The following is a 17905-nucleotide window of genomic DNA, read 5'->3' as shown; positions in this document are numbered from 1 at the left end:
TAGCAGGCTGAAGGACAAAACCGGCGGCGCTTTGGCGGGTTACGGCAGGGTAGTGGCGGTGAATCGTCGCAGGGCCGCTGGCCGATCTTTGCGCTGCCCGACAATTCCAGGCTTTTGGTCGCACGCGGCGCTTGCCGCCGTGCAGGCGCTTACGGAAACTGCGTCGATGCCCATACTGACGAAGACCGGCGACAAGCCGGCGCCCAACGAAGACTTCTTCATTCCCGAACTGTGCCAGCCTGAAGCGCTGTTCAGCCTGGTGCTGCTCGCCGAGTTGCTGGTGCTCGTGCTGGTGCTCGCCGAGCCGATGACGCCCAGCTTCAACTGGGTGCGCCTGGCGCTGGCCTCGCTGTTCGTGCAGTGGATCGTGCTGCTCTCGGCCGGCCTGCTGTGCCAGTTGCGGCCGTTCATGTCGCGCTGGCCGGCCTGGTTCTCCGGGCTGCTCAGCTGCGCTCTGGTGGTCCTGCTGACGCTGGGCTGCACGGCCGTGGCGGATTACTTTTCCCTTGGCGGGCCGATGTCGCGCACCGGCGAGGTCAATCTCTACCTGCGGCACGCGTTGATTGCGCTCATCATGTCTACGCTATTGCTACGCTACTTTTATCTCCAGAGCCAATGGCGACGGCAGGAGCAGGCTGAGCTGCGGGCGCGGATCGAATCGCTGCAGGCGCGTATCCGTCCGCATTTCCTGTTCAACAGCCTGAACAGCATCGCCAGCCTGATCGAGATCGATCCGGGCAAGGCCGAGCTGGCGGTGCTGAATCTTTCGGACCTTTTTCGCGCCAGCCTGGCCAAACCTGGAACATTAATTTCCTGGGGAGAGGAACTTGAGCTGGCCAGACGCTATCTTTCCATTGAGCAGTTCCGTCTTGGCGACCGGTTGCAGATGGACTGGCAGGTGAGCGGCGTGCCCGATGGCGTGCCGATTCCCCAGCTGACGCTGCAGCCGTTGCTCGAGAACTCATTGATTTATGGCATCCAGCCGCGGATCGAAGGCGGTCTGGTGAAAGTTGAGGCGGACTACCGTGACGGTGTGTTCCAGCTCTGCGTGAGCAACCCGTACGACGAATCGACCGAGACGCTGCCCACGAAGGGGACCAAGCAAGCCCTGCAAAATATTGCGGCGCGACTTGCGGCACTTTTCGGGCCAAAAGCTAGTCTCAGCGTCGAGCGCCGTGACGGACGGCACTTCACCTGTCTACGCTATCCATGTGCGCGTCTCATGCAGGAAGCCTGAGCTTATGAATGTCCTGATCGTCGATGACGAACCCCTGGCGCGAGAGCGCCTGGCCCGGCTGGTGGGGCAACTGGACGGCTATCGCGTCCTCGAGCCATCCGCCAGCAACGGCGAAGAAGCGCTGACGCTGATCGACAGCCTGAAGCCGGATATCGTCCTGCTGGATATCCGCATGCCCGGCCTTGACGGGCTTCAGGTGGCCGCCAAGCTGTGCGAGCGTGAAGCCCCGCCGGCGGTGATCTTCTGTACCGCCCACGATGAATTCGCCCTGGAGGCGTTCCAGGTCAGTGCGGTCGGCTACCTGGTCAAGCCGGTCCGCAGCGAGGACCTGGCGGACGCCCTGAAGAAAGCCTCGCGGCCCAACCGTGTGCAGTTGGCGGCGCTGACCAAGCCTCCGGCGGCCGGTGGCCCCGGTCCGCGCAGCCATATCAGCGCGCGGACTCGCAAGGGCATCGAACTGATTCCGCTGGAAGACGTGATCTTCTTCATCGCCGACCACAAGTACGTGACCCTGCGTCACGCCGGCGGCGAAGTGCTGCTGGACGAGCCGCTGAAGGCGCTGGAGGACGAGTTCGGTGACCGCTTCGTGCGTATTCACCGCAACGCGCTGGTCTCCCGCGAGCGTATCGAGCGTCTGCAGCGCACTCCGCTGGGGCACTTCCAGCTGTACCTGAAAGGTCTCAACGGCGATGCCCTGACCGTCAGCCGCCGCCACGTCGCCGGCGTGCGGCGACTCATGCACAACCTGTAGCGACACAGTGCCGCAGCGCCTGAAGCCCGGGGGGCGGTCCCCGGGCTTTTCATTTGCGTGAGCTGTTATCATGCGGGCACTTTCTTGCACGCTTCCTTTGCCTGGAAATGCCCATGTCTCGCGAAATCCGTATCGCCACGCGCCAGAGCGCCCTGGCACTCTGGCAGGCCGAATACGTCAAGGCCCGCCTGGAACAGGCCCATCCCGGCCTGACCGTGACCCTCCTGCCGATGACCAGCCGCGGCGACAAACTGCTGGACGCGCCCCTGGCGAAAATCGGTGGCAAGGGCCTGTTCGTCAAGGAGCTGGAAACCGCCCTGCTGGAAAACGAAGCGGACATCGCCGTGCACTCCATGAAGGACGTGCCGATGGACTTCCCCGAAGGCCTGGGCCTGTACTGCATCTGCGAACGTGAAGACCCGCGCGACGCCTTCGTTTCCAATACCTACGCCAGCCTGGACGACCTGCCGGCCGGCAGCGTGGTCGGCACCTCCAGCCTGCGCCGCCAGGCCCAGCTGCTGGCCAGCCGCCCGGACCTGCAGATCCGTTTCCTGCGTGGCAACGTCAACACCCGCCTGGCCAAGCTCGATGCGGGCGAATACGACGCCATCATGCTGGCTGCTGCCGGCCTGATCCGCCTCGGTTTCGAAGACCGCATCCGCTCCTCCATCAGTGTCGAAGCCAGCCTGCCGGCCGGCGGCCAGGGTGCAGTGGGTATCGAGTGCCGCACCGCCGATGCGGAAATCCATGCACTGTTGCAGCCGCTGCATCACCGCGAGACGGCCTTGCGCGTTACTGCCGAACGCGCACTGAACAAGCGCCTCAATGGTGGTTGCCAGGTGCCCATTGCCTGCTACGCGATCCTCGAAGGTGAGCAACTGTGGCTGCGTGGCCTGGTCGGCCAGCCTGACGGCAGCCAGTTGCTGCGCGCCGAAGCTCGCGCGCCGTTTGCCGACGCCGAAGCCCTCGGCGTGCAGGTCGCGGAAGACCTGCTGGGCCAGGGCGCCGAGGAAATCCTCCGTGCGGTCTACGGCGAGGCCGGTCACCCGTGAGCCGCTGGCGGCTGCTGCTGACCCGTCCCGAAGAGGATTGTGCAGCGCTCGCTGCCACCCTCGCCGAACACGGCATCCACGGCGACTGCCTGCCCTTGCTGGCGATCACGCCGCGCGAAGAGACTCCCGCCGAACGCAGCCTGATCCTTGACCTGGACCGCTATTGCGCGGTTATCGTGGTCAGCAAGCCGGCGGCACGCCTCGGCCTGGAGCGGCTGGACCGCTACTGGCCGCAAGCGCCGCTGACCCAGCGCTGGTTCACCGTCGGCGCCGCCACGGCGGCTATCCTCGAAGACTACGGGCTGGATGTCGTCTGCCCGCAGGACGGCGACGACAGCGAAGCGCTACTGGCCCTGCCGGAGTTCGAGCAGGCCCTGCAGGTGCATGATCCGAAGGTATTGATCATGCGTGGCGAGAGTGGCCGAGAATTCCTTGCCGAGCGCCTGCGCGGCCAAGGCGTGGTGGTCGACTATCTGGAACTCTACCGGCGCGAAATGCCGGCTTATCCCCCGGGCGAATTGCTGCGGCGAATCCAGGGGGAGCGTTTGAACGCCATCGCGGTCAGTAGTGGACAGGGGCTGGAGCACCTGCGGCAACTGGCAGCGGAGAATTGGGCGCAAGTGCGCGCCATGCCCTTGTTCGTACCCAGCCCGCGAGTGGCAGAGCAGGCGCGGGAGATGGGCGCACTGCGAGTAATCGATTGCCGGGGCGCAAGCGCAGCGGCGTTAATGGAAGCGTTGAGAAGCGCCGACTAGAACAATTTTCGAGCGAAGGATGGATCTGTGAGCGAAGCCGTCACTCCCCAAGAGACTTCTCCAACATCGTCCAGTCCGGCCTCCGCGCCGGCCCCGCGCAGGGGTGGCACGGGCATCGCGCTGCTGGCACTGCTGGTCGGGGCCGCTGGCCTCGCCGCGGGTGGCTGGGGCGTCTGGCAGGTCCAGCAGCTCAAGGGCGCCGAGCAGCAGCGCGCCGCACAACTGGAAGATGCCCGCGCCCAGGCGCAGGGCGTGCAGAGCGCCAACGCTGAGCTGAACAAGCGCCTGGATACCCTGCCCAACGCTGATGAGCTCGAAGCCCGTCGGCGTCTGGTGGTGGAGCTGCAGGGCGACCAGCAGCAGTTGGCCAAGCAGATCAAGCAGGTGCTCGGGCAGAGTCGCCAGCAGTGGCGGCTGGCCGAATCCGAGCATCTGCTGCGCCTGGCCGCGCTGCGCCTCTCTGCGCTGCAGGACATCGACAGCGCCACCGAGCTGGTGCAGGGCGCGGATGACATCCTTCGCGTGAACAACGATCCGGGCGCCTTCGCCGCCCGCGCGCAACTGGCCAAGAGCCTTGAAGCGCTGCGCGCGTTGCCGCGTCCGGATCGCACCGGACTCTTCCTGCAACTGGGCGCGCTGCGCGACCAGGCGGCCCAGCTGCAACCGCTGAATCCGGCATTCAAACCCTCCGAGGGCGGTACCGGCCCAAGCACCGCCTGGGGCGACGGCAGCAGCACCTGGGACCAGTGGTGGGAGCGCATCTCGCGCTACGTGCGCATCGACTTCAACGCCGGGCAGGACATCCGCCCGCTGCTCTCTGGCCAACAGCTGGACCGCGTCCGTCTCGCCCTGAGCCTCGCCCTCGAGCAGGCACAATGGGCCGCGCTGAACGGCAAGCAGGACGTCTACGAGCAGGCGCTGAAGCAGGCCAGGCAGATCGTTGGTGACTTCTTCAATGCCGACCTCGCCGACAGCCGCGCTCTGCTCGCGCGCCTGGATGAGCTCAGCGGCCAGGCCGTTACCGTGCAGACGCCGGACCTGGGTCCTGCCCTGAGTTCGCTGCAGGCCTACCTGTCGCGCCGCGAGAACGCGGTGCAGCAGCAGGAGGCGGTGGCGCCGGACGCGGGGACCCAGCCATGAGTCGCGTCTACGTCCTGATTCTCGCCGTGGTCCTGGCGGCCACCCTGATCGGGCTGGCCATTGCCGAACAGTCAGGCTACGTGCTGATTGCCTACAAGAGTTTCCGCTACGAATCGAGCCTGTGGACCTTCCTCGCGCTGCTGGTAGCGCTCTGGGTGATCTACCTCGCCGTACGTCTGGCATTGCGCCTGCTGGGCGTCTCCGGGCGGGTGGTGAACCCCTGGTCACGCCTCAACCGTCGGCGCCGCTCGCAACTGGCCGAGGAACATGGCCAGCGCGATCTCGCCGAGGGACACTGGGCGCAGGCGCTGCGCCACCTGCGGCGTGCCGCCGAACTGAGCGACCGCCCGCTGCCGCATTACCTGGGCGCCGCGCGCGCGGCCAACGAGCTGGGCAAGACCGACGAGTGCGATGAGCTGCTGGACCGCGCCCAGGAGCGCGAGCCCGGCGCCGAGCTTGCCGTGGGTCTGACCCGCGCGCAGCTGCTGATCAACCGCGGCGATTTCACCCGCGCCCGCGTGGTGCTGGACAAGCTGCACCAGGATCATCCGCGTCATCCGACCGTGCTGCGCCTGCTCCAGCAGCTCTACGTCAGCCTCCACGAATGGCAGGCGTTGTGTGTATTGCTGCCCGAGTTGCGCAAGGAGCGCGTGTTGCAGAACGCCGAGCTGGCGGACCTGGAGCGCCGTACCTGGATGGCTGCGCTGGGCGAGGCGGGCGAGCGGGGCGTCGGCCAGGGCGAAAGCAGCCTGCAGCCGCTGACCCAGCGCTGGCAGAACGTGCCTGCCAACCTTCGTGCGCAGCCACCGCTGGTGGCCGCCTATGCCGAACAACTGCTGCGTCTGGGCGCGCCGGAAGAGGCCGAGGAAGTGCTGCGCAAGGCCCTCAAGGAAGGCTACGACAGCCGTCTGGTGCACCTCTATGGCCGTGCTCGTGGCCGCGACGGCGCGCACCAGTTGAAGACCGCCGAAGGCTGGTTGAAGCAGCATGGCGATGACCCCGAGCTCCTGCTGACCCTGGGCCGGCTGTGCCTGCAGAACAAGCTGTGGGGCAAGGCGCGCGAATATCTGGAAGCCAGCCTGGCACGCCAGCGCAGCGCGGAAACCTGTGCCGAACTGGCGAGGCTGCTGGCGCAACTGGGTGAAGTGGAGCGCAGCAACCAGCTGTTCCAGGAAGGCCTTGGCTTGCTGGCGCCGCCGGTATCGCAGGCGGTCGCGGTGCGCGCCTGATCCTGTCGATGCAAGTGAAAACGGCGCCCTTGGGCGCCGTTTTCATTTTCAGGGCTTGCCGTAGCTGATGCGGTAGATCGCGCCATTCTGATCGTCGCTGACCAGCAACGAGCCGTCCGGTGCCACCAGTACGTCGGCAGGTCGGCCGTGAACCTCGCCGTTGCTGTCCAGCCATCCTTCGGCGAACACGCTCTGGCGCTTCAGCGTGCCGTCATCGTTGAGTTCGACCCGCTTCACCCGATAGCCGATCTTCTGCGTGCGGTTCCACGAGCCGTGCTCGGCGATGAACAGGTTATTGCGGTACTCGGCGGGGAACTGCTCGCCGGTGTAGAAGCGCAGCCCCAGTGCGGCGACGTGCGGGCCGAGCTTGGCCACCGGGGGAGTGAACGCGGAGCAGGGCTTCCTGCCTTCTTCGGGGTCGGCGATGTCGCCCTGGTGGCAGTCGGGGTAGCCAAAGTCCTCGCCCACCTTGCTGAGCTTGTTCAGCTCGTCATCAGGCTCGTCATCACCGAGCAGGTCGCGCCCGTTGTCGGTGAACCACAGCTGGTTCGTCTGCGGGTGCCAGGTGAATCCAACCGTATTGCGGATGCCGTAGGCCACCACTTCCCGCGCACTGCCGTCGGCATTCATACGCTGCAGGTTGGCGTACTGCTCGCGATCCGGACGGCAGATGTTGCATGGCGCACCGACCGGCACATAAAGCTTGTCGTCGGGGCCGAAGGCGATGAACTTCCAGCCGTGCGCGGTCTCCTGCGGAAACTTTGCCGGTAGCTCCTCAGCCTTGGGTGGTGCATCGAGGTGCGCCTCGATGTCGCGCAGTACGACGACGCGGTTGACCGAGGAAACGTAGAGGTCCCCCTTGTGGAAGGTCACGCCCACGGGCATCTGCAGGCCATTGGCGAGCGCCTTCACCTGGCCGTCGGGTTTCACCGCATAGATCCTGTCGGCGGAGCGACTGCCCACGAACAGCGTGCCCCGGTCGCCCCAGGCCATGGCGCGGGCGCCAGGGACCTGATCGGTGAGAAGGCTGATGTGGAAGCCTTCGGGTAGGCGAATTTTGCTGAGATCGGTAGCAGCTATGGCCGGTGCTGTTGTCAGGGAAAGCAGCGAGCAAAGTAGGAAATGACGACGCATGGCATGGATTCCCGGATGAGTGCCACGGCCAGTCTAGACACTTGCCTTGAACTGATCGCCGTGTTTCCTCTACCGTAGCGGCCTTTCCTGCAACAGCGCTTTTCAGCGGAGCCGCCATGAACCTGGCCAGCCCTCGGTCCCTGTTCTTCCTTGCCTTCCTCGCCTGCGTCGCCATGCTTGGCACCGGGTTCTACCTGCAGTACATGGTCGGGCTGGAGCCCTGCCCGCTGTGTATCCTGCAGCGTATTTTCTTCGCGGGCTGCGGTCTGTTCTCGCTGATCGCCGCACTGCACGGCCGCGCACCGCGCGTGTACTCGGTGCTGATCCTGCTCTGCGCCCTGGGTGGCGCCGGCACCGCGGGCCGCCAGGTATGGCTGCAGACTCTGCCGCCGGACCAACTGCCGTCCTGCCTGCCGCCGCTGGAATACATGATGGAGAGCATGCCCTATGCCGACATCATCTGGACCATGTTCCACGGCTCGGCCGACTGCGCCGAAGTGTCCTGGACCCTGCTCGGCCTGAGCATTCCGGAGTGGAGCCTGCTGGCTTTCATCGGTTTCGCCCTGTTCGCCATCGTGCAGTTCTTCCGCCGCCGCGGCTGAGCGTCGCATCTCAATTCGCCATGGCCTGCGCCGTATCGGCGCAGGCCAGAGGCGTCGCGGTCTGTCGATTAAACGCTCGTATGAATTTTCCCGTTGCCGGTGTCTTGAAGGCGATAACGGGCGGGCATACTCTGGTTTTCCACTCCGTCGGAAAGCCGCCGCCGAACAAGCTTCATACATCGCGGACGTCGAGATTCGACAGAATATTGTCCCGGGGCGGACATTGCCGGGACGGCGAAAAGGGAAGTGAGGACAACATGCTCGAGAGCTGCCGTAATGCCCAGGAACGTTGGGGAGGCGTACACCAGCTGATCGACCGCTGGTTGCGGGATCGACATGAATTGGTCCGGGCATTCGATTCCCTGGACGGTGTCCAGGCGCCGAAGACCAATGCCGAGAACCTGCAAAGCTTCTGTCAGCTACTGCTCGACTATGTGTCGGCAGGCCATTTCGAAGTCTACGAACAGCTGATGAACGAGGCACAGGCCTTCGGTGATACACGGGGCCTGGAACTGGCCAAGCAGATCTATCCACGCCTCGAAACCATCACCGCCAATGCGCTGAACTTCAATGACCGCTGTGATAATGGCGACTGCCGTGAAGGTACTTGCCTGACCAGTGAGCTGAAGAGCCTGCGCCAGCAACTGCACGAACGCTTCGAGCTGGAAGACTGCCTGATCGAAGTGCTGCACAACTCCCACGAGCAGAAAGCCGTCACGGCCTGAGCGATGGCGAGCCCCCCGACGGCGCGAGCGCTCGATGCACTCGCGCCGTTTTCGTTTCAGCGACTCTCGAGCAACTCGATCTCGAAGACCAGCGGGGCATAGGGCGGGATCAGATCGCCGGCGCCTTCCGCTCCATAAGCCTGTGCCGATGGCACCACGATGCGCCAGCGCGCACCGGGCGACATCATGGGCAATACGCTGCGCCAACCGGCAATGATCGCGTCGAGGCGGAACCACTGCGGCGAATTGCTCGCATCGAACTGACTGCCATCGGCGAGGGTGCCGATGTAGTTCACCTTCGCTTCGCGCATCTGCGCATTCGCCACTCCACGCCCGGCACGAAGCTCCTGGACCAGCACGCCATCGGGCAGTTGGCGAACACCGTAGCGCGCTTTTTCGTTGGCCAGGAAACGCCGTTCGGCAGCCATCGCCTGCTCGCTCGCGGCGGCCTGTGGTTGCGCTGCGTCGTGCTGCCTTTCGTGGGCGGCGAGCACGTCCTGCATGCGTTGTTCGGAGAGTGCCGGCGCCTCGCCGCGATAGCCCTGGCGCAGGCCTTCGAGCAGGTCTGCGACGGCTATTCCAGGCACTTCCTGCTGCAGTCGCTGACCCAGCTCGACGCCCAGGCTGTAGGCCAGTTCGTCCTTTGGCGCGGCAGCGCTGGCGAGGGGGGAAAACAGTGCAAGGCAGATCAGGCAGTGGCGATGCATCGCTTCATCCGTGTGTGAAAACCGCTGGAGATTATGCCTGCCGCGGGCTCCAGCTCAATCAGGACATTGGCGAGAGGCCGTGTGCGGGGCTAGTATGGGCGCAACCACGTCCGCCAGGAGGCACGTCATGTCGGCCAACAAGAAACCCGTCACTACCCCTCTGCATCTGCTGCACCAGCTGTCCAACAGTCTGATCGAACACCTCGAAGGTGCCTGCAAGCAGGCGCTCGTCGATTCCGAAAAGCTGCTCGCCAAGCTCGAGAAGCAACGCGGCAAGGCACAGGAGAAGCTGCACAAGGCTCGCGCCAAGCTGCAGGAAGCGACCAAGGCTGGCAAGGCGAAGGCGCAGGCAAAAGCCAAGTCGACCATCGCTGAAATCGACGGCGCACTGGATATCCTGAAAACTCGCCAGACTGAAACCCGCGCCTACATCGCCAACCTCAAGCGCGATGTGCAGGAGAGCCTGAAGCTCGCCCAGGGCGTGACCAAGGTGAAGGAAGCCGCTGGCAAATCCCTCGCTACCCGCAAGCCGGCTGCTGCCGCTGCCAAACCGGTTGCCAGGGTTGCCACCAAGCCGGCTGCCAAACCGGCCGTGAAAGCTGCCGCCAAGCCAGCTGCAAAAGCTGCGGCAAAACCCGCTGCCAAGCCGGCCGCCAAGGTTGCCGCTGCCAAGCCGGCTGCTAAAGCAGCTGCCAAACCGGCTGTGAAGCCCGCCGCCAAACCGGCTGCCAAGCCTGCCGCAAAAGCTGCCGCCAAGCCTGCTGCCAAACCGGCCGCACGCACTGCCGCTGCCAAGCCTGCCGCTGCTAAACCCGCGGCTAAGCCTGCCGCCAGGCCCGCTGCGAAAGCCACCGCCAAGCCGGCAGCCAAACCCGCCGCCAAGGCTGCTGCCAAACCTGCTGCGAAGCCTGCCGCTGCTGCAGCCAAGCCTGCTGCGAAAGCCGCTGCCAAGCCGGCCGCCAAACCCGCTGCGAAGCCTGCCGCCGCTGCCGCCAAGCCGGCCGCGAAAGCTGCTGCCAAGCCTGCTGCGAAAGCCGCCGCCAAGCCCGCCGCGAAACCGGCAGCCAAGCCTGCGGCTGCCAAACCCGCCGCCAAACCTGCTGCGAAACCGGCTGCCAAGCCCGCGGTGAAAGCCGCTGCCAAGCCTGCCGCAAAACCGGCCGCCAAGCCTGCCGCTGCGAAGCCCGCCGCCGTTGCCAAACCGGCCGCTCCGGCTGCTCCGAGTGCACCGGCTGCCCAGCCGAGCACTGCGGCCGCTACCCCGGTTTCCAGTGCTACTCCGGCGCCGGCAACTCCGGCCAGCAGCAACTCCTCCAGCGCTTCCTGAGGCTCAGGAGAGGCTCGCCGCGATGCGCAGGGTTTCCCGCGCATCGCGGCGCAAGCCGCCCGCGTCACCCGCCGCTGCATCCAGCCAGCGCACGAGATCTTCCGCTTCGCCCCGTGGCCAGTTCTTCGCCGCGTCCTGCAATCTCTCCAGCAGCACCTTTTCCGCATCCAGCTCAAGGCGTTTGAGCCGTTCGCGCAGTGCCGCCAGGTCTGCATCCCGGTTTGCAGCGTCGCGCCAGTTCCGGCGCAGTGAGCGCAACGGCACTATCACCTCGTCACGCCAGTTCATCGCGATAGCTTTCAGCTCGTTCATCCGGGGTTCGGAGAACGCCGCTCCCGCGCTTCCCAGCCAGGCTGCGCCAAGCAGCAGGCAGACGTCCGTGCCGTCTTCCTGCAGCGCCAGGCAAACCGCCTCAACCCCAGGGCGGGCGTAGAGTTTCAGCGCATACGACCAGACATCATCAGACATAGAGCACCCACAGCGATTGCCAGGCGAAGCTGATAAACTCCGCCGCCATGATTCGACTACAAAATCTTACGCTACAGCGTGGCCCCCAGCGCTTGCTGGAAGGTGCCGAACTCACCCTGCACGCCGGACAGAAAGTCGGCCTGATCGGCGCCAACGGTGCCGGCAAGTCGAGCCTGTTCGCCCTGCTGCGCGGCCAACTCGGCCAGGACGCCGGCGACTGTTATGTGCCCGCCGACTGGCGCATCGCGCATATGCGCCAGGAAGTCGATACCCTCGACCGCCTCGCCGTCGACTACGTGCTCGACGGCGACGTACATCTGCGCAAGATCCAGGCCGACCTCGTCGCGGCCGAAGAGGCCCACGACGGCACCGCTATCGCGCGCCTGCACAGTGAGCTGGACAGCGCCGACGGCTACACCGCTGACGCCCGTGCTCGCAAGCTGCTGGCGGGCCTGGGCTTCACCTCCGAACAGATGGATCGCCGAGTCGGCGACTTCTCCGGTGGTTGGCGGATGCGCCTGAACCTCGCACAGGCGCTGATGTGTCCGTCCGAATTGCTGCTGCTCGACGAGCCCACCAACCACCTCGACCTCGATGCCATCCTCTGGCTGGAAGAGTGGCTCAAAGGCTATCCGGGCACGCTGCTGCTGATTTCCCACGATCGCGACTTCCTCGATGCCGTGGTAGATAACATCGCCCACCTGGAGCAGTGCAAGCTTACCTTGTACCGCGGCGGCTACTCGGCCTTCGAGCGCACCCGCGCCGAGCGTCTGGCGCAGCAGCAGCAGGCCTTCGAGAAGCAGCAGGCGCAGCGCGCGCACATGGAAAAGTACATTGCCCGCTTCCGCGCCCAGGCCACCAAGGCCCGCCAGGCGCAGAGCCGGATCAAGGCGCTGGAGCGTCTGGAAGAGCTGGCGCCGGCGCATATCGACTCGCCGTTCGACTTCGCCTTCCGCGAGTCCGACAAGATCTCCAGCCCGCTGCTCAACCTGTCCGAGGCCCGCCTGGGCTACGGCGACAAGGCCGTGCTGGAGAAGGTCAAGCTGCAACTGGTTCCAGGTGCGCGCATCGGCCTGCTGGGGCCGAACGGCGCAGGCAAGTCGACGCTGATCAAGACCCTGTCCGGCGATCTGTCGTTGCTGGCCGGTGAACTGAGCCGCGGTGAAAACCTCGCCATCGGCTACTTCGCCCAGCATCAACTCGACTCGCTCGACCCCAAGGCCAGCCCGCTGCTGCACCTGGCGCGCATCGCGCCGGCCGAGCGTGAACAGACCCTGCGTGACTTCCTTGGCGGTTTTGATTTCCGTGGCGAGCGCTGCGACGAGCCGGTGCTGAATTTCTCCGGTGGCGAGAAGGCGCGCCTGGCCCTGGCGCTGATCGCCTGGCAGAAGCCCAATCTGCTGCTGCTCGACGAACCGACCAACCACCTCGACCTGGAGATGCGCCTGGCGCTGACCCTGGCGCTGCAGGAGTTCTCCGGCGCCGTGGTGGTGGTGTCGCACGATCGGCACCTGCTCAAGAGCACTACCGACGAGTTCCTGCTGGTAGCCGATGGGCACATCCGCGAGTTCGACGGCGACCTTGAGGACTACGCCCGCTGGCTGGTGGATTTCCGCGCCCGCCAGACGCCGTCTGCACCAACCGCGCCGGCCGGCGACAAGACCGACAAGCGCGCACAGCGGCAGGCCGCCGCCGCCCTGCGCCAGCAACTCGCTCCGCACAAGCGCGAGGCGGACAAGCTGGAGAAGGAACTGGGCAAGGTCCATGAGCAGCTTGCCGAGCTGGAACAGCGGCTGGGCGACAGCGCGCTCTACGATGCCGCGCGCAAGGACGAGCTGCGCGATCTGCTAGCCCGCCAGGCGACACTGAAAGGTCGCGAGAGCGAGCTGGAAGAGTCCTGGCTGATGGCCCTGGAAACCCTCGAAGAGTTGCAGCGCCAACTCGAGGCCAGTGAGTGATGAATGACGTGAACCTGCTGGTGGCGTGGAGCGAACCGCTGCTGCGTGGCGGGCAGATCATTCTCATCCTGTTGCTGGCCTGGGTGGTGCAGCGCATCGTGACGCGCGCCATCAGCCGCCTCGGCGAGCGCTATCCGATGCCGCCGGAGCTGTTGCTGCCGCTGCGCGGAGGCCTGCGCTGGCTGATCATGGGCTCGGCAGTGATGCTGGTGCTGGAGCGCCTGGGTGTCTCCGCCGACGTGCTCTGGGCCGCGCTGACCGGTTTCGCGGCGGTGGCTGCGGTGGCCTTCTTCGCCATCTGGAGCGTGCTGTCCAACCTGTTCTGCGCCTTGATGATCTTCACCATGGGGCCGTTCCGCCTGGGCGACCGCGTGGAGGTCATCGAGTCCGCCGACAAGCCTGGTGTGAAGGGCCGGGTCGTGGCAATCAACCTGCTCTACACCACCCTGGAAGAAGTCGCCGAGGACGGCGCGCCGGGCGCACTCCTGCAAGTACCGAACAACCTGTTCTTCCAGAAGGCCATCCGCCGCTGGCGCGGCCCGAATTTTCCCACCACTCCCTGACGGACGTCCCCCACTATGGAATGGCTCACAAGCCCTGAGATCTGGGTTGCCTTTCTGACCCTGACTGCCCTGGAAATCGTACTGGGCATCGATAACATCATCTTCATCTCGATCCTGGTCGGCCGCCTGCCGCCGGAGCAGCAACCCAAGGCGCGCTTCTTCGGCCTGGCACTGGCGATGGGCACGCGCATACTGCTGCTGCTGTCGATCACCTGGGTTATGCGCCTGACCGCTGACCTGTTCACCGTGTTCGACCACGGTATTTCCGGGCGCGACCTGATCCTGTTCTTCGGCGGTCTGTTCCTGCTGTTCAAGAGCACCATGGAAATCTTCCACAGCCTCGAAGGCGCGGAAGAGGGCGGCCAGCAGGGCGGCAAGTCTCGCGGCTTCATGGGCATCATCATCCAGATCGCGATCATCGACATCGTCTTCTCCCTGGACTCGGTGATCACTGCCGTGGGTCTGGTGCAGCACGTGCCGGTGATGGTTGCTGCCATCGTCATCTCGGTCGGCGTGATGATGCTGTCGGCCAGTACCATCAGCGCCTTCATCGATAAGCACCCGTCGCTGAAGATGCTGGCGCTGTCGTTCCTCATCGTGGTCGGCACCGTACTGATCGCCGAGGCCTTCGAGATCCACGTGCCCAAGGGCTACGTGTACTTCGCCATGGCCTTCTCGCTGGCGGTGGAGGCAATCAACATCCGCCTGCGCGGCGCCCTGGCGCGCAAGCGCGGCGAGGAACCGGTGAAGCTGCGCAAGGACATTCCGAGCTGATCGGCCTGCGTTGACGAAAAAAGCCCGGCCTGGTGCCGGGCTTTTTCTTGGGCACTTCGTAGGAGTGAGCTTGCTCGCCAGCAGAGTTTCCTGCGACTCCGCAGCGGAGGCGGTTCGCGAGCAAGCTCGCTCCTACAAGGGAGGCCTGCGACCTTCGTCGGCAATGCTGGGCGATGCGGCGCGACTGAGGCACACTGGGCCTCCGTAACAAATTATTGCGCCTGCCTGGGCGCCGTGAGGTTCGCAATGCTCGCCAGTACCTGGTTCGCCTTCTTCATTGCCTGCTGGGTGATCAGCCTGTCGCCCGGCGCCGGGGCCATCGCCTCGATGTCCTGCGGGCTGCAATACGGCTTCTGGCGCGGCTACTGGAACGCCCTGGGCCTGCAGATCGGCCTTGCCCTGCAGATCGCCATCGTCGCCGCCGGCGTCGGTGCGCTGCTCTCCGCCTCCGCAGTGGCCTTCAGTGCGATCAAGTGGTTCGGCGTGGTCTACCTGGTCTACCTCGCCTACCGCCAGTGGACCGCTGCTCCGCAGGTCATGGCGGCCAGCGGCGAGCGCCCCATCGGTCGGCCGCTGACCCTGGTGCTGCGCGGTTTCCTGGTCAACGCCAGCAATCCCAAGGCGGTGATCTTCATGCTCGCGGTGCTGCCGCAGTTCGTCGATCCGCACCGGCCGATGGCGATCCAGTACGTGATCATGGGCGCGACCATGATCACCGTGGACCTGATCGTCATGGCCGGCTACACCGGATTGGCCGCCCGTGTGTTGCGTGCATTGCGCTCGCAGCGCCAGCAGCGGGTGATGAATCGTACTTTCGCTACCCTTTTCGTGGGCGCCGCGGCGCTGCTCGCTACCGTCCGCCGCGCCCCGGCCTGAGGGCGTTTGCGGCTTCTTCGGGGGCATGTCGGGGCGGCCTCGAAGTCGCTCCGGGCGCAACTGTGCGGGACATTGTCCTTGCATAGACGGAAACCTGAGGTGACAATTTAACCTCTTTCATTCTCATTTGCCTTCCCGTATGCGCCCCTCCAAACTTTTCGTCTGGCTGTTACCGCTGGTCGGTCTCTTCAGCCTTGGAGCTCAAGCCGACACGGCCGTCGACCCCTCCCAAGCTCTTCACCTGCTCAGCTATCTCGCTGCCGACTACCCGGCCACCGTCACCGACGGCAAGGTTGTCGACGAGAGCGAATACAAGGAGCAACTGGAGTTCGTCGGCAATCTGCAGGCTCTGATCCTCACGCTGCCGGCCCGCCCTGAACTTGCCGACCTGGAAAAGGACGCTGCCAGCCTCAAGCAGGCCATCGAGCAGCGTCATCCAGGCAAGCAGGTCGCCCAGCAGGCTCGTCACCTGGAGGCGCGCGTCGCCGATATCTACCAGGTGGTGCAGACTCCCTCGATCACCCCGGACCCGACCCGCGCCGCCGAGATCTACACCCAGCAGTGCTCGATCTGCCACGGTGATGCCGGCAAGGGCGACGGCCCGGCGGGTATCGGCCTGGAGCCGCCGCCGGCCAACCTGACCGACCGCGCGCGTCTCGACCAACTGAGCCTTTACGACCTGCGCAACGTTATCGGCCTGGGTATTTCCGGCACCGACATGCCGGCCTTTGCCGACCAGCTCGATGAGCGTCAGCGCTGGGACCTGGCGGCGTATATCGCCGGTCTGAGCGCCGCCCAGGCCAAGGCCGACCCGGCCCATGCCTACCCGCTGGCGACCCTCTCGACCCAGACCCCGGCGGATGTCGCCGAGCGCGATGGCGAAGCCGCTGCCGAAAGCTTCCGTGCCCTGCGCGCCCACCCGCCGCTGGAGCACCGTGGTCCGGCGCAGCAGATCGACTACACCACCGTGACCCTGGACAAGAGCTTCGCCGTGTATCGCTCCGGCGACCACGACCAGGCCTACGACCTGTCCGTGGCGGCCTACCTGGAAGGCTTCGAGCTGGTGGAAAGCTCGCTGGACAACGTCGACGCCGATCTGCGCAAGGCCACCGAGAAGCAACTGATGGCTTACCGTCAGGCACTGCGTGACGGCCTGCCCGAAGCCGAGGTGGCGCAACAGCTGGAACTGGCCAAGGCCAAGCTGGCGGACGCTGCCAAGGCTCTGAGCGGCGACTCGCTGAGCTTCTCCATCAGCTTTGTCTCGGCCCTGCTGATCCTCCTGCGCGAAGGCGTGGAAGCGATCCTGGTACTCGCCGCCATCCTCGCCTTCCTGCGCAACACCGGGCAGGAGAAGGCCGTGCGCGGGGTGCACATCGGCTGGGGCCTGGCCTTCGTCGCCGGCTTCGCCACCTGGGCGGTCGCGGCCTACGTCATCGACATCGGCGGCGCCCAGCGCGAGCTGATGGAAGGCTTCACCTCGCTGTTCGCCTGCGTGATGGTGCTCTGGCTCGGCGTGTGGATGCACGACCGCCGCCATGCCGCCGCCTGGCAGGACTACATCCGCAGCAGCCTGGTGGGTGGCGGCGGACGCTTCGGCTTCGCCGTGCTGGCGTTCTTCTCGGTCTACCGCGAGCTGTTCGAGGTCATCCTGTTCTACGAGACCCTCTGGCTGCAGGCCGGCCCGGCCGGCCACAACGCGGTGATCGCCGGTGCGGGCACCGCCGTGGTGATCCTGATCGGCATCGCCTTCGTGATCCTGCGGGGTTCGGCGAAGCTGCCGCTGAAGCTGTTCTTCACCGTCAACGCCGCGTTGCTCTGCGCCCTGTCGGTGGTCTTCGCTGGCCACGGCGTGGTCGCCCTGCAGGAAGCCGGCGTGATCGGCACCCGCCCGGTGCCCTTCTTCGACTTCGACTGGCTCGGCATCAAGGCCGATGCCTACTCGCTGTCGGCCCAGGCCGTGGCGCTGCTGGCAGTGGCGGTGCTTTACGGACGCAGCTACTTCTCCGAGCGCCGCAAGGCGGCCGAGGTGGCTTCGTCCTGAGGCGATAGCTGAGCGATACACGACGGCCAGTGCGATACTGGCCGTCGTGCTTTCTGGAGAATGGTTTTCCGATGCGTATCTGGATCGATGCCGACGCCTGCCCGCGCGCAGCCAAGGACCTGGTGGCGAAGTTTGCCCTCAAGCGCAAGCTGGACGTGGTGATGGTCGCCGGCCAGCCCGTGGCCAAGCCGCCGTTTGCCTGCGTCAGCCTGATTGTCGTCCCCAGCGGGATGGACGCCGCCGATGACTACCTGGTGGAGCAGGCCGAGCCGGGCGACCTGGTGATCTGCAGTGACGTGCCGCTCGCCGACCGCCTGGTGAAGAAGGGCGTCGATGCGCTGGACCCGCGCGGCCGCGAGTTCGACGAGAAGAACATGGGCGAGCGCCTGGCCGTGCGCAACCTGTTCACCGACCTGCGCGAGCAGTGTCAGGTCGGCGGCGGGCAGGCGCCCTATGGCGACAAGGACCGCCAGGCCTTCGCCAACAGCCTGGACCGGCTGCTGACGCGGCTGATGCGCGAGGCGGAAAGCCGCAAGCCCTGAAACGAAAACGCCCGGCATTGCCGG

At 65.6% G+C, this 17905-nt stretch carries 18 protein-coding genes; 15 read left to right on the top strand and 3 right to left on the bottom strand.

The window, feature by feature from the left end; translation table 11 throughout:
* The first annotated feature begins 166 nt into the window (after positions 1 to 166).
* From L6D89_RS25535 to L6D89_RS25510, 6 genes are all read left to right on the top strand, one after another.
* Positions 167 to 1237, top strand: a complete 1071-nt coding sequence (locus L6D89_RS25535) for a sensor histidine kinase (RefSeq protein ID WP_236172089.1) — start codon at positions 167 to 169, stop codon at positions 1235 to 1237.
* A 4-nt stretch (positions 1238 to 1241) separates the two neighbouring features.
* Positions 1242 to 1988, top strand: a complete 747-nt coding sequence (gene algR / locus L6D89_RS25530; RefSeq protein WP_017521347.1) for an alginate biosynthesis regulator AlgR — start codon at positions 1242 to 1244, stop codon at positions 1986 to 1988.
* Positions 1989 to 2101: 113 nt separating this feature from the next.
* On the top strand, positions 2102 to 3040 hold the full coding sequence (hemC, locus tag L6D89_RS25525) for a hydroxymethylbilane synthase (protein ID WP_236201548.1): 939 nt from the start codon (positions 2102 to 2104) through the stop codon (positions 3038 to 3040).
* Positions 3037 to 3795 (top strand): uroporphyrinogen-III synthase, encoded by a 759-nt coding sequence (locus tag L6D89_RS25520; RefSeq protein WP_236201547.1) that lies wholly within the window; start codon positions 3037 to 3039, stop codon positions 3793 to 3795. The genes hemC and L6D89_RS25520 overlap by 4 nt, the downstream gene beginning before the upstream one ends.
* A gap of 27 nt (positions 3796 to 3822) precedes the next feature.
* Positions 3823 to 4935 carry a uroporphyrinogen-III C-methyltransferase gene (locus L6D89_RS25515; RefSeq protein WP_236172077.1) on the top strand — a complete coding sequence of 371 codons (1113 nt, stop codon included), beginning with the start codon at positions 3823 to 3825 and terminating at the stop codon, positions 4933 to 4935.
* Positions 4932 to 6164: a heme biosynthesis HemY N-terminal domain-containing protein gene (locus L6D89_RS25510; protein ID WP_236201546.1), complete on the top strand. Its 1233-nt coding sequence runs from the start codon at positions 4932 to 4934 to the stop codon at positions 6162 to 6164. Before L6D89_RS25515 ends, L6D89_RS25510 begins: the two co-directional genes overlap by 4 nt.
* Positions 6165 to 6212: 48 nt before the next feature.
* Here L6D89_RS25510 and L6D89_RS25505 read toward each other — a convergent pair whose 3' ends face one another.
* A complete protein-coding gene (locus L6D89_RS25505) occupies positions 6213 to 7298 on the bottom strand; it encodes a PQQ-dependent sugar dehydrogenase (RefSeq protein ID WP_236201545.1) in 1086 nt (361 codons plus the stop codon).
* A 116-nt stretch (positions 7299 to 7414) separates the two neighbouring features.
* Here L6D89_RS25505 and L6D89_RS25500 point away from each other — a divergent pair, with 116 nt between their 5' ends.
* Positions 7415 to 7900, top strand: coding sequence for a disulfide bond formation protein B (locus L6D89_RS25500; RefSeq protein WP_054910205.1), 486 nt, complete (start codon positions 7415 to 7417; stop codon positions 7898 to 7900).
* Between the two features lie 257 nt (positions 7901 to 8157).
* A complete protein-coding gene (locus L6D89_RS25495; RefSeq protein ID WP_045213212.1) occupies positions 8158 to 8625 on the top strand; it encodes an Rsd/AlgQ family anti-sigma factor in 468 nt (155 codons plus the stop codon).
* 56 nt (positions 8626 to 8681) lie between these two features.
* Here the strand turns inward: L6D89_RS25495 and L6D89_RS25490 are convergent, their stop codons facing one another.
* Positions 8682 to 9332: an FKBP-type peptidyl-prolyl cis-trans isomerase gene (locus tag L6D89_RS25490; protein WP_236201544.1), complete on the bottom strand. Its 651-nt coding sequence runs from the start codon at positions 9330 to 9332 to the stop codon at positions 8682 to 8684.
* A 127-nt stretch (positions 9333 to 9459) separates the two neighbouring features.
* Between L6D89_RS25490 and L6D89_RS25485 the strand changes: the two genes are divergently transcribed.
* Entirely contained in the window at positions 9460 to 10659 is a 1200-nt protein-coding gene (locus L6D89_RS25485) for an AlgP family protein (RefSeq protein WP_236201543.1), read from the top strand.
* A gap of 3 nt (positions 10660 to 10662) precedes the next feature.
* On the opposite strand, the gene L6D89_RS25480 is transcribed toward L6D89_RS25485, so the two are convergent.
* The gene (locus L6D89_RS25480) at positions 10663 to 11127 is read right to left on the bottom strand and encodes a TIGR02444 family protein (protein ID WP_236201542.1); all 465 of its coding nucleotides are present in this window, start codon (positions 11125 to 11127) and stop codon (positions 10663 to 10665) included.
* A 47-nt stretch (positions 11128 to 11174) separates the two neighbouring features.
* On the opposite strand from L6D89_RS25480, the gene L6D89_RS25475 reads away from it, so the two are divergent.
* From L6D89_RS25475 to L6D89_RS25450, 6 genes are all read left to right on the top strand, one after another.
* The gene (locus tag L6D89_RS25475) at positions 11175 to 13085 is read left to right on the top strand and encodes an ATP-binding cassette domain-containing protein (RefSeq protein ID WP_236201541.1); all 1911 of its coding nucleotides are present in this window, start codon (positions 11175 to 11177) and stop codon (positions 13083 to 13085) included.
* Positions 13085 to 13648: a mechanosensitive ion channel family protein gene (locus tag L6D89_RS25470; protein ID WP_236172065.1), complete on the top strand. Its 564-nt coding sequence runs from the start codon at positions 13085 to 13087 to the stop codon at positions 13646 to 13648. The genes L6D89_RS25475 and L6D89_RS25470 overlap by 1 nt, the downstream gene beginning before the upstream one ends.
* Positions 13649 to 13663: 15 nt before the next feature.
* The gene (locus L6D89_RS25465) at positions 13664 to 14422 is read left to right on the top strand and encodes a TerC family protein (RefSeq protein ID WP_236201540.1); all 759 of its coding nucleotides are present in this window, start codon (positions 13664 to 13666) and stop codon (positions 14420 to 14422) included.
* Positions 14423 to 14668: 246 nt separating this feature from the next.
* On the top strand, positions 14669 to 15298 hold the full coding sequence (locus L6D89_RS25460; RefSeq protein WP_054910211.1) for a LysE family transporter: 630 nt from the start codon (positions 14669 to 14671) through the stop codon (positions 15296 to 15298).
* Positions 15299 to 15437: 139 nt separating this feature from the next.
* Positions 15438 to 17339, top strand: a complete 1902-nt coding sequence (locus L6D89_RS25455; RefSeq protein ID WP_236172061.1) for a cytochrome c/FTR1 family iron permease — start codon at positions 15438 to 15440, stop codon at positions 17337 to 17339.
* A gap of 71 nt (positions 17340 to 17410) precedes the next feature.
* Positions 17411 to 17881, top strand: a complete 471-nt coding sequence (locus L6D89_RS25450) for a YaiI/YqxD family protein (protein WP_236201539.1) — start codon at positions 17411 to 17413, stop codon at positions 17879 to 17881.
* Positions 17882 to 17905 lie beyond the last annotated feature (24 nt).

Source organism: Pseudomonas pseudonitroreducens, assembly GCF_021603645.1.
In the GTDB taxonomy this organism is placed as follows: domain Bacteria; phylum Pseudomonadota; class Gammaproteobacteria; order Pseudomonadales; family Pseudomonadaceae; genus Pseudomonas; species Pseudomonas pseudonitroreducens.
Note: the sequence above shows the minus strand (reverse complement) of the source record. Positions and strands in the feature narration are given on the sequence as shown.

What these genes read in the sequence shown, in the direction of transcription:
- L6D89_RS25535 (WP_236172089.1), top strand. Translation starts at nt 167, where the DNA reads ATGCCCATACTGACGAAGACCGGCGACAAGCCGGCGCCCAACGAAGAC.
- algR (WP_017521347.1), top strand. Translation starts at nt 1,242, where the DNA reads ATGAATGTCCTGATCGTCGATGACGAACCCCTGGCGCGAGAGCGCCTG.
- hemC (WP_236201548.1), top strand. Translation starts at nt 2,102, where the DNA reads ATGTCTCGCGAAATCCGTATCGCCACGCGCCAGAGCGCCCTGGCACTC.
- L6D89_RS25510 (WP_236201546.1), top strand. Translation starts at nt 4,932, where the DNA reads ATGAGTCGCGTCTACGTCCTGATTCTCGCCGTGGTCCTGGCGGCCACC.
- L6D89_RS25505 (WP_236201545.1), bottom strand. Translation starts at nt 7,298, where the DNA reads ATGCGTCGTCATTTCCTACTTTGCTCGCTGCTTTCCCTGACAACAGCA.
- L6D89_RS25500 (WP_054910205.1), top strand. Translation starts at nt 7,415, where the DNA reads ATGAACCTGGCCAGCCCTCGGTCCCTGTTCTTCCTTGCCTTCCTCGCC.
- L6D89_RS25495 (WP_045213212.1), top strand. Translation starts at nt 8,158, where the DNA reads ATGCTCGAGAGCTGCCGTAATGCCCAGGAACGTTGGGGAGGCGTACAC.
- L6D89_RS25490 (WP_236201544.1), bottom strand. Translation starts at nt 9,332, where the DNA reads ATGCATCGCCACTGCCTGATCTGCCTTGCACTGTTTTCCCCCCTCGCC.
- L6D89_RS25485 (WP_236201543.1), top strand. Translation starts at nt 9,460, where the DNA reads ATGTCGGCCAACAAGAAACCCGTCACTACCCCTCTGCATCTGCTGCAC.
- L6D89_RS25480 (WP_236201542.1), bottom strand. Translation starts at nt 11,127, where the DNA reads ATGTCTGATGATGTCTGGTCGTATGCGCTGAAACTCTACGCCCGCCCT.
- L6D89_RS25475 (WP_236201541.1), top strand. Translation starts at nt 11,175, where the DNA reads ATGATTCGACTACAAAATCTTACGCTACAGCGTGGCCCCCAGCGCTTG.
- L6D89_RS25470 (WP_236172065.1), top strand. Translation starts at nt 13,085, where the DNA reads ATGAATGACGTGAACCTGCTGGTGGCGTGGAGCGAACCGCTGCTGCGT.
- L6D89_RS25465 (WP_236201540.1), top strand. Translation starts at nt 13,664, where the DNA reads ATGGAATGGCTCACAAGCCCTGAGATCTGGGTTGCCTTTCTGACCCTG.
- L6D89_RS25460 (WP_054910211.1), top strand. Translation starts at nt 14,669, where the DNA reads ATGCTCGCCAGTACCTGGTTCGCCTTCTTCATTGCCTGCTGGGTGATC.
- L6D89_RS25455 (WP_236172061.1), top strand. Translation starts at nt 15,438, where the DNA reads ATGCGCCCCTCCAAACTTTTCGTCTGGCTGTTACCGCTGGTCGGTCTC.
- L6D89_RS25450 (WP_236201539.1), top strand. Translation starts at nt 17,411, where the DNA reads ATGCGTATCTGGATCGATGCCGACGCCTGCCCGCGCGCAGCCAAGGAC.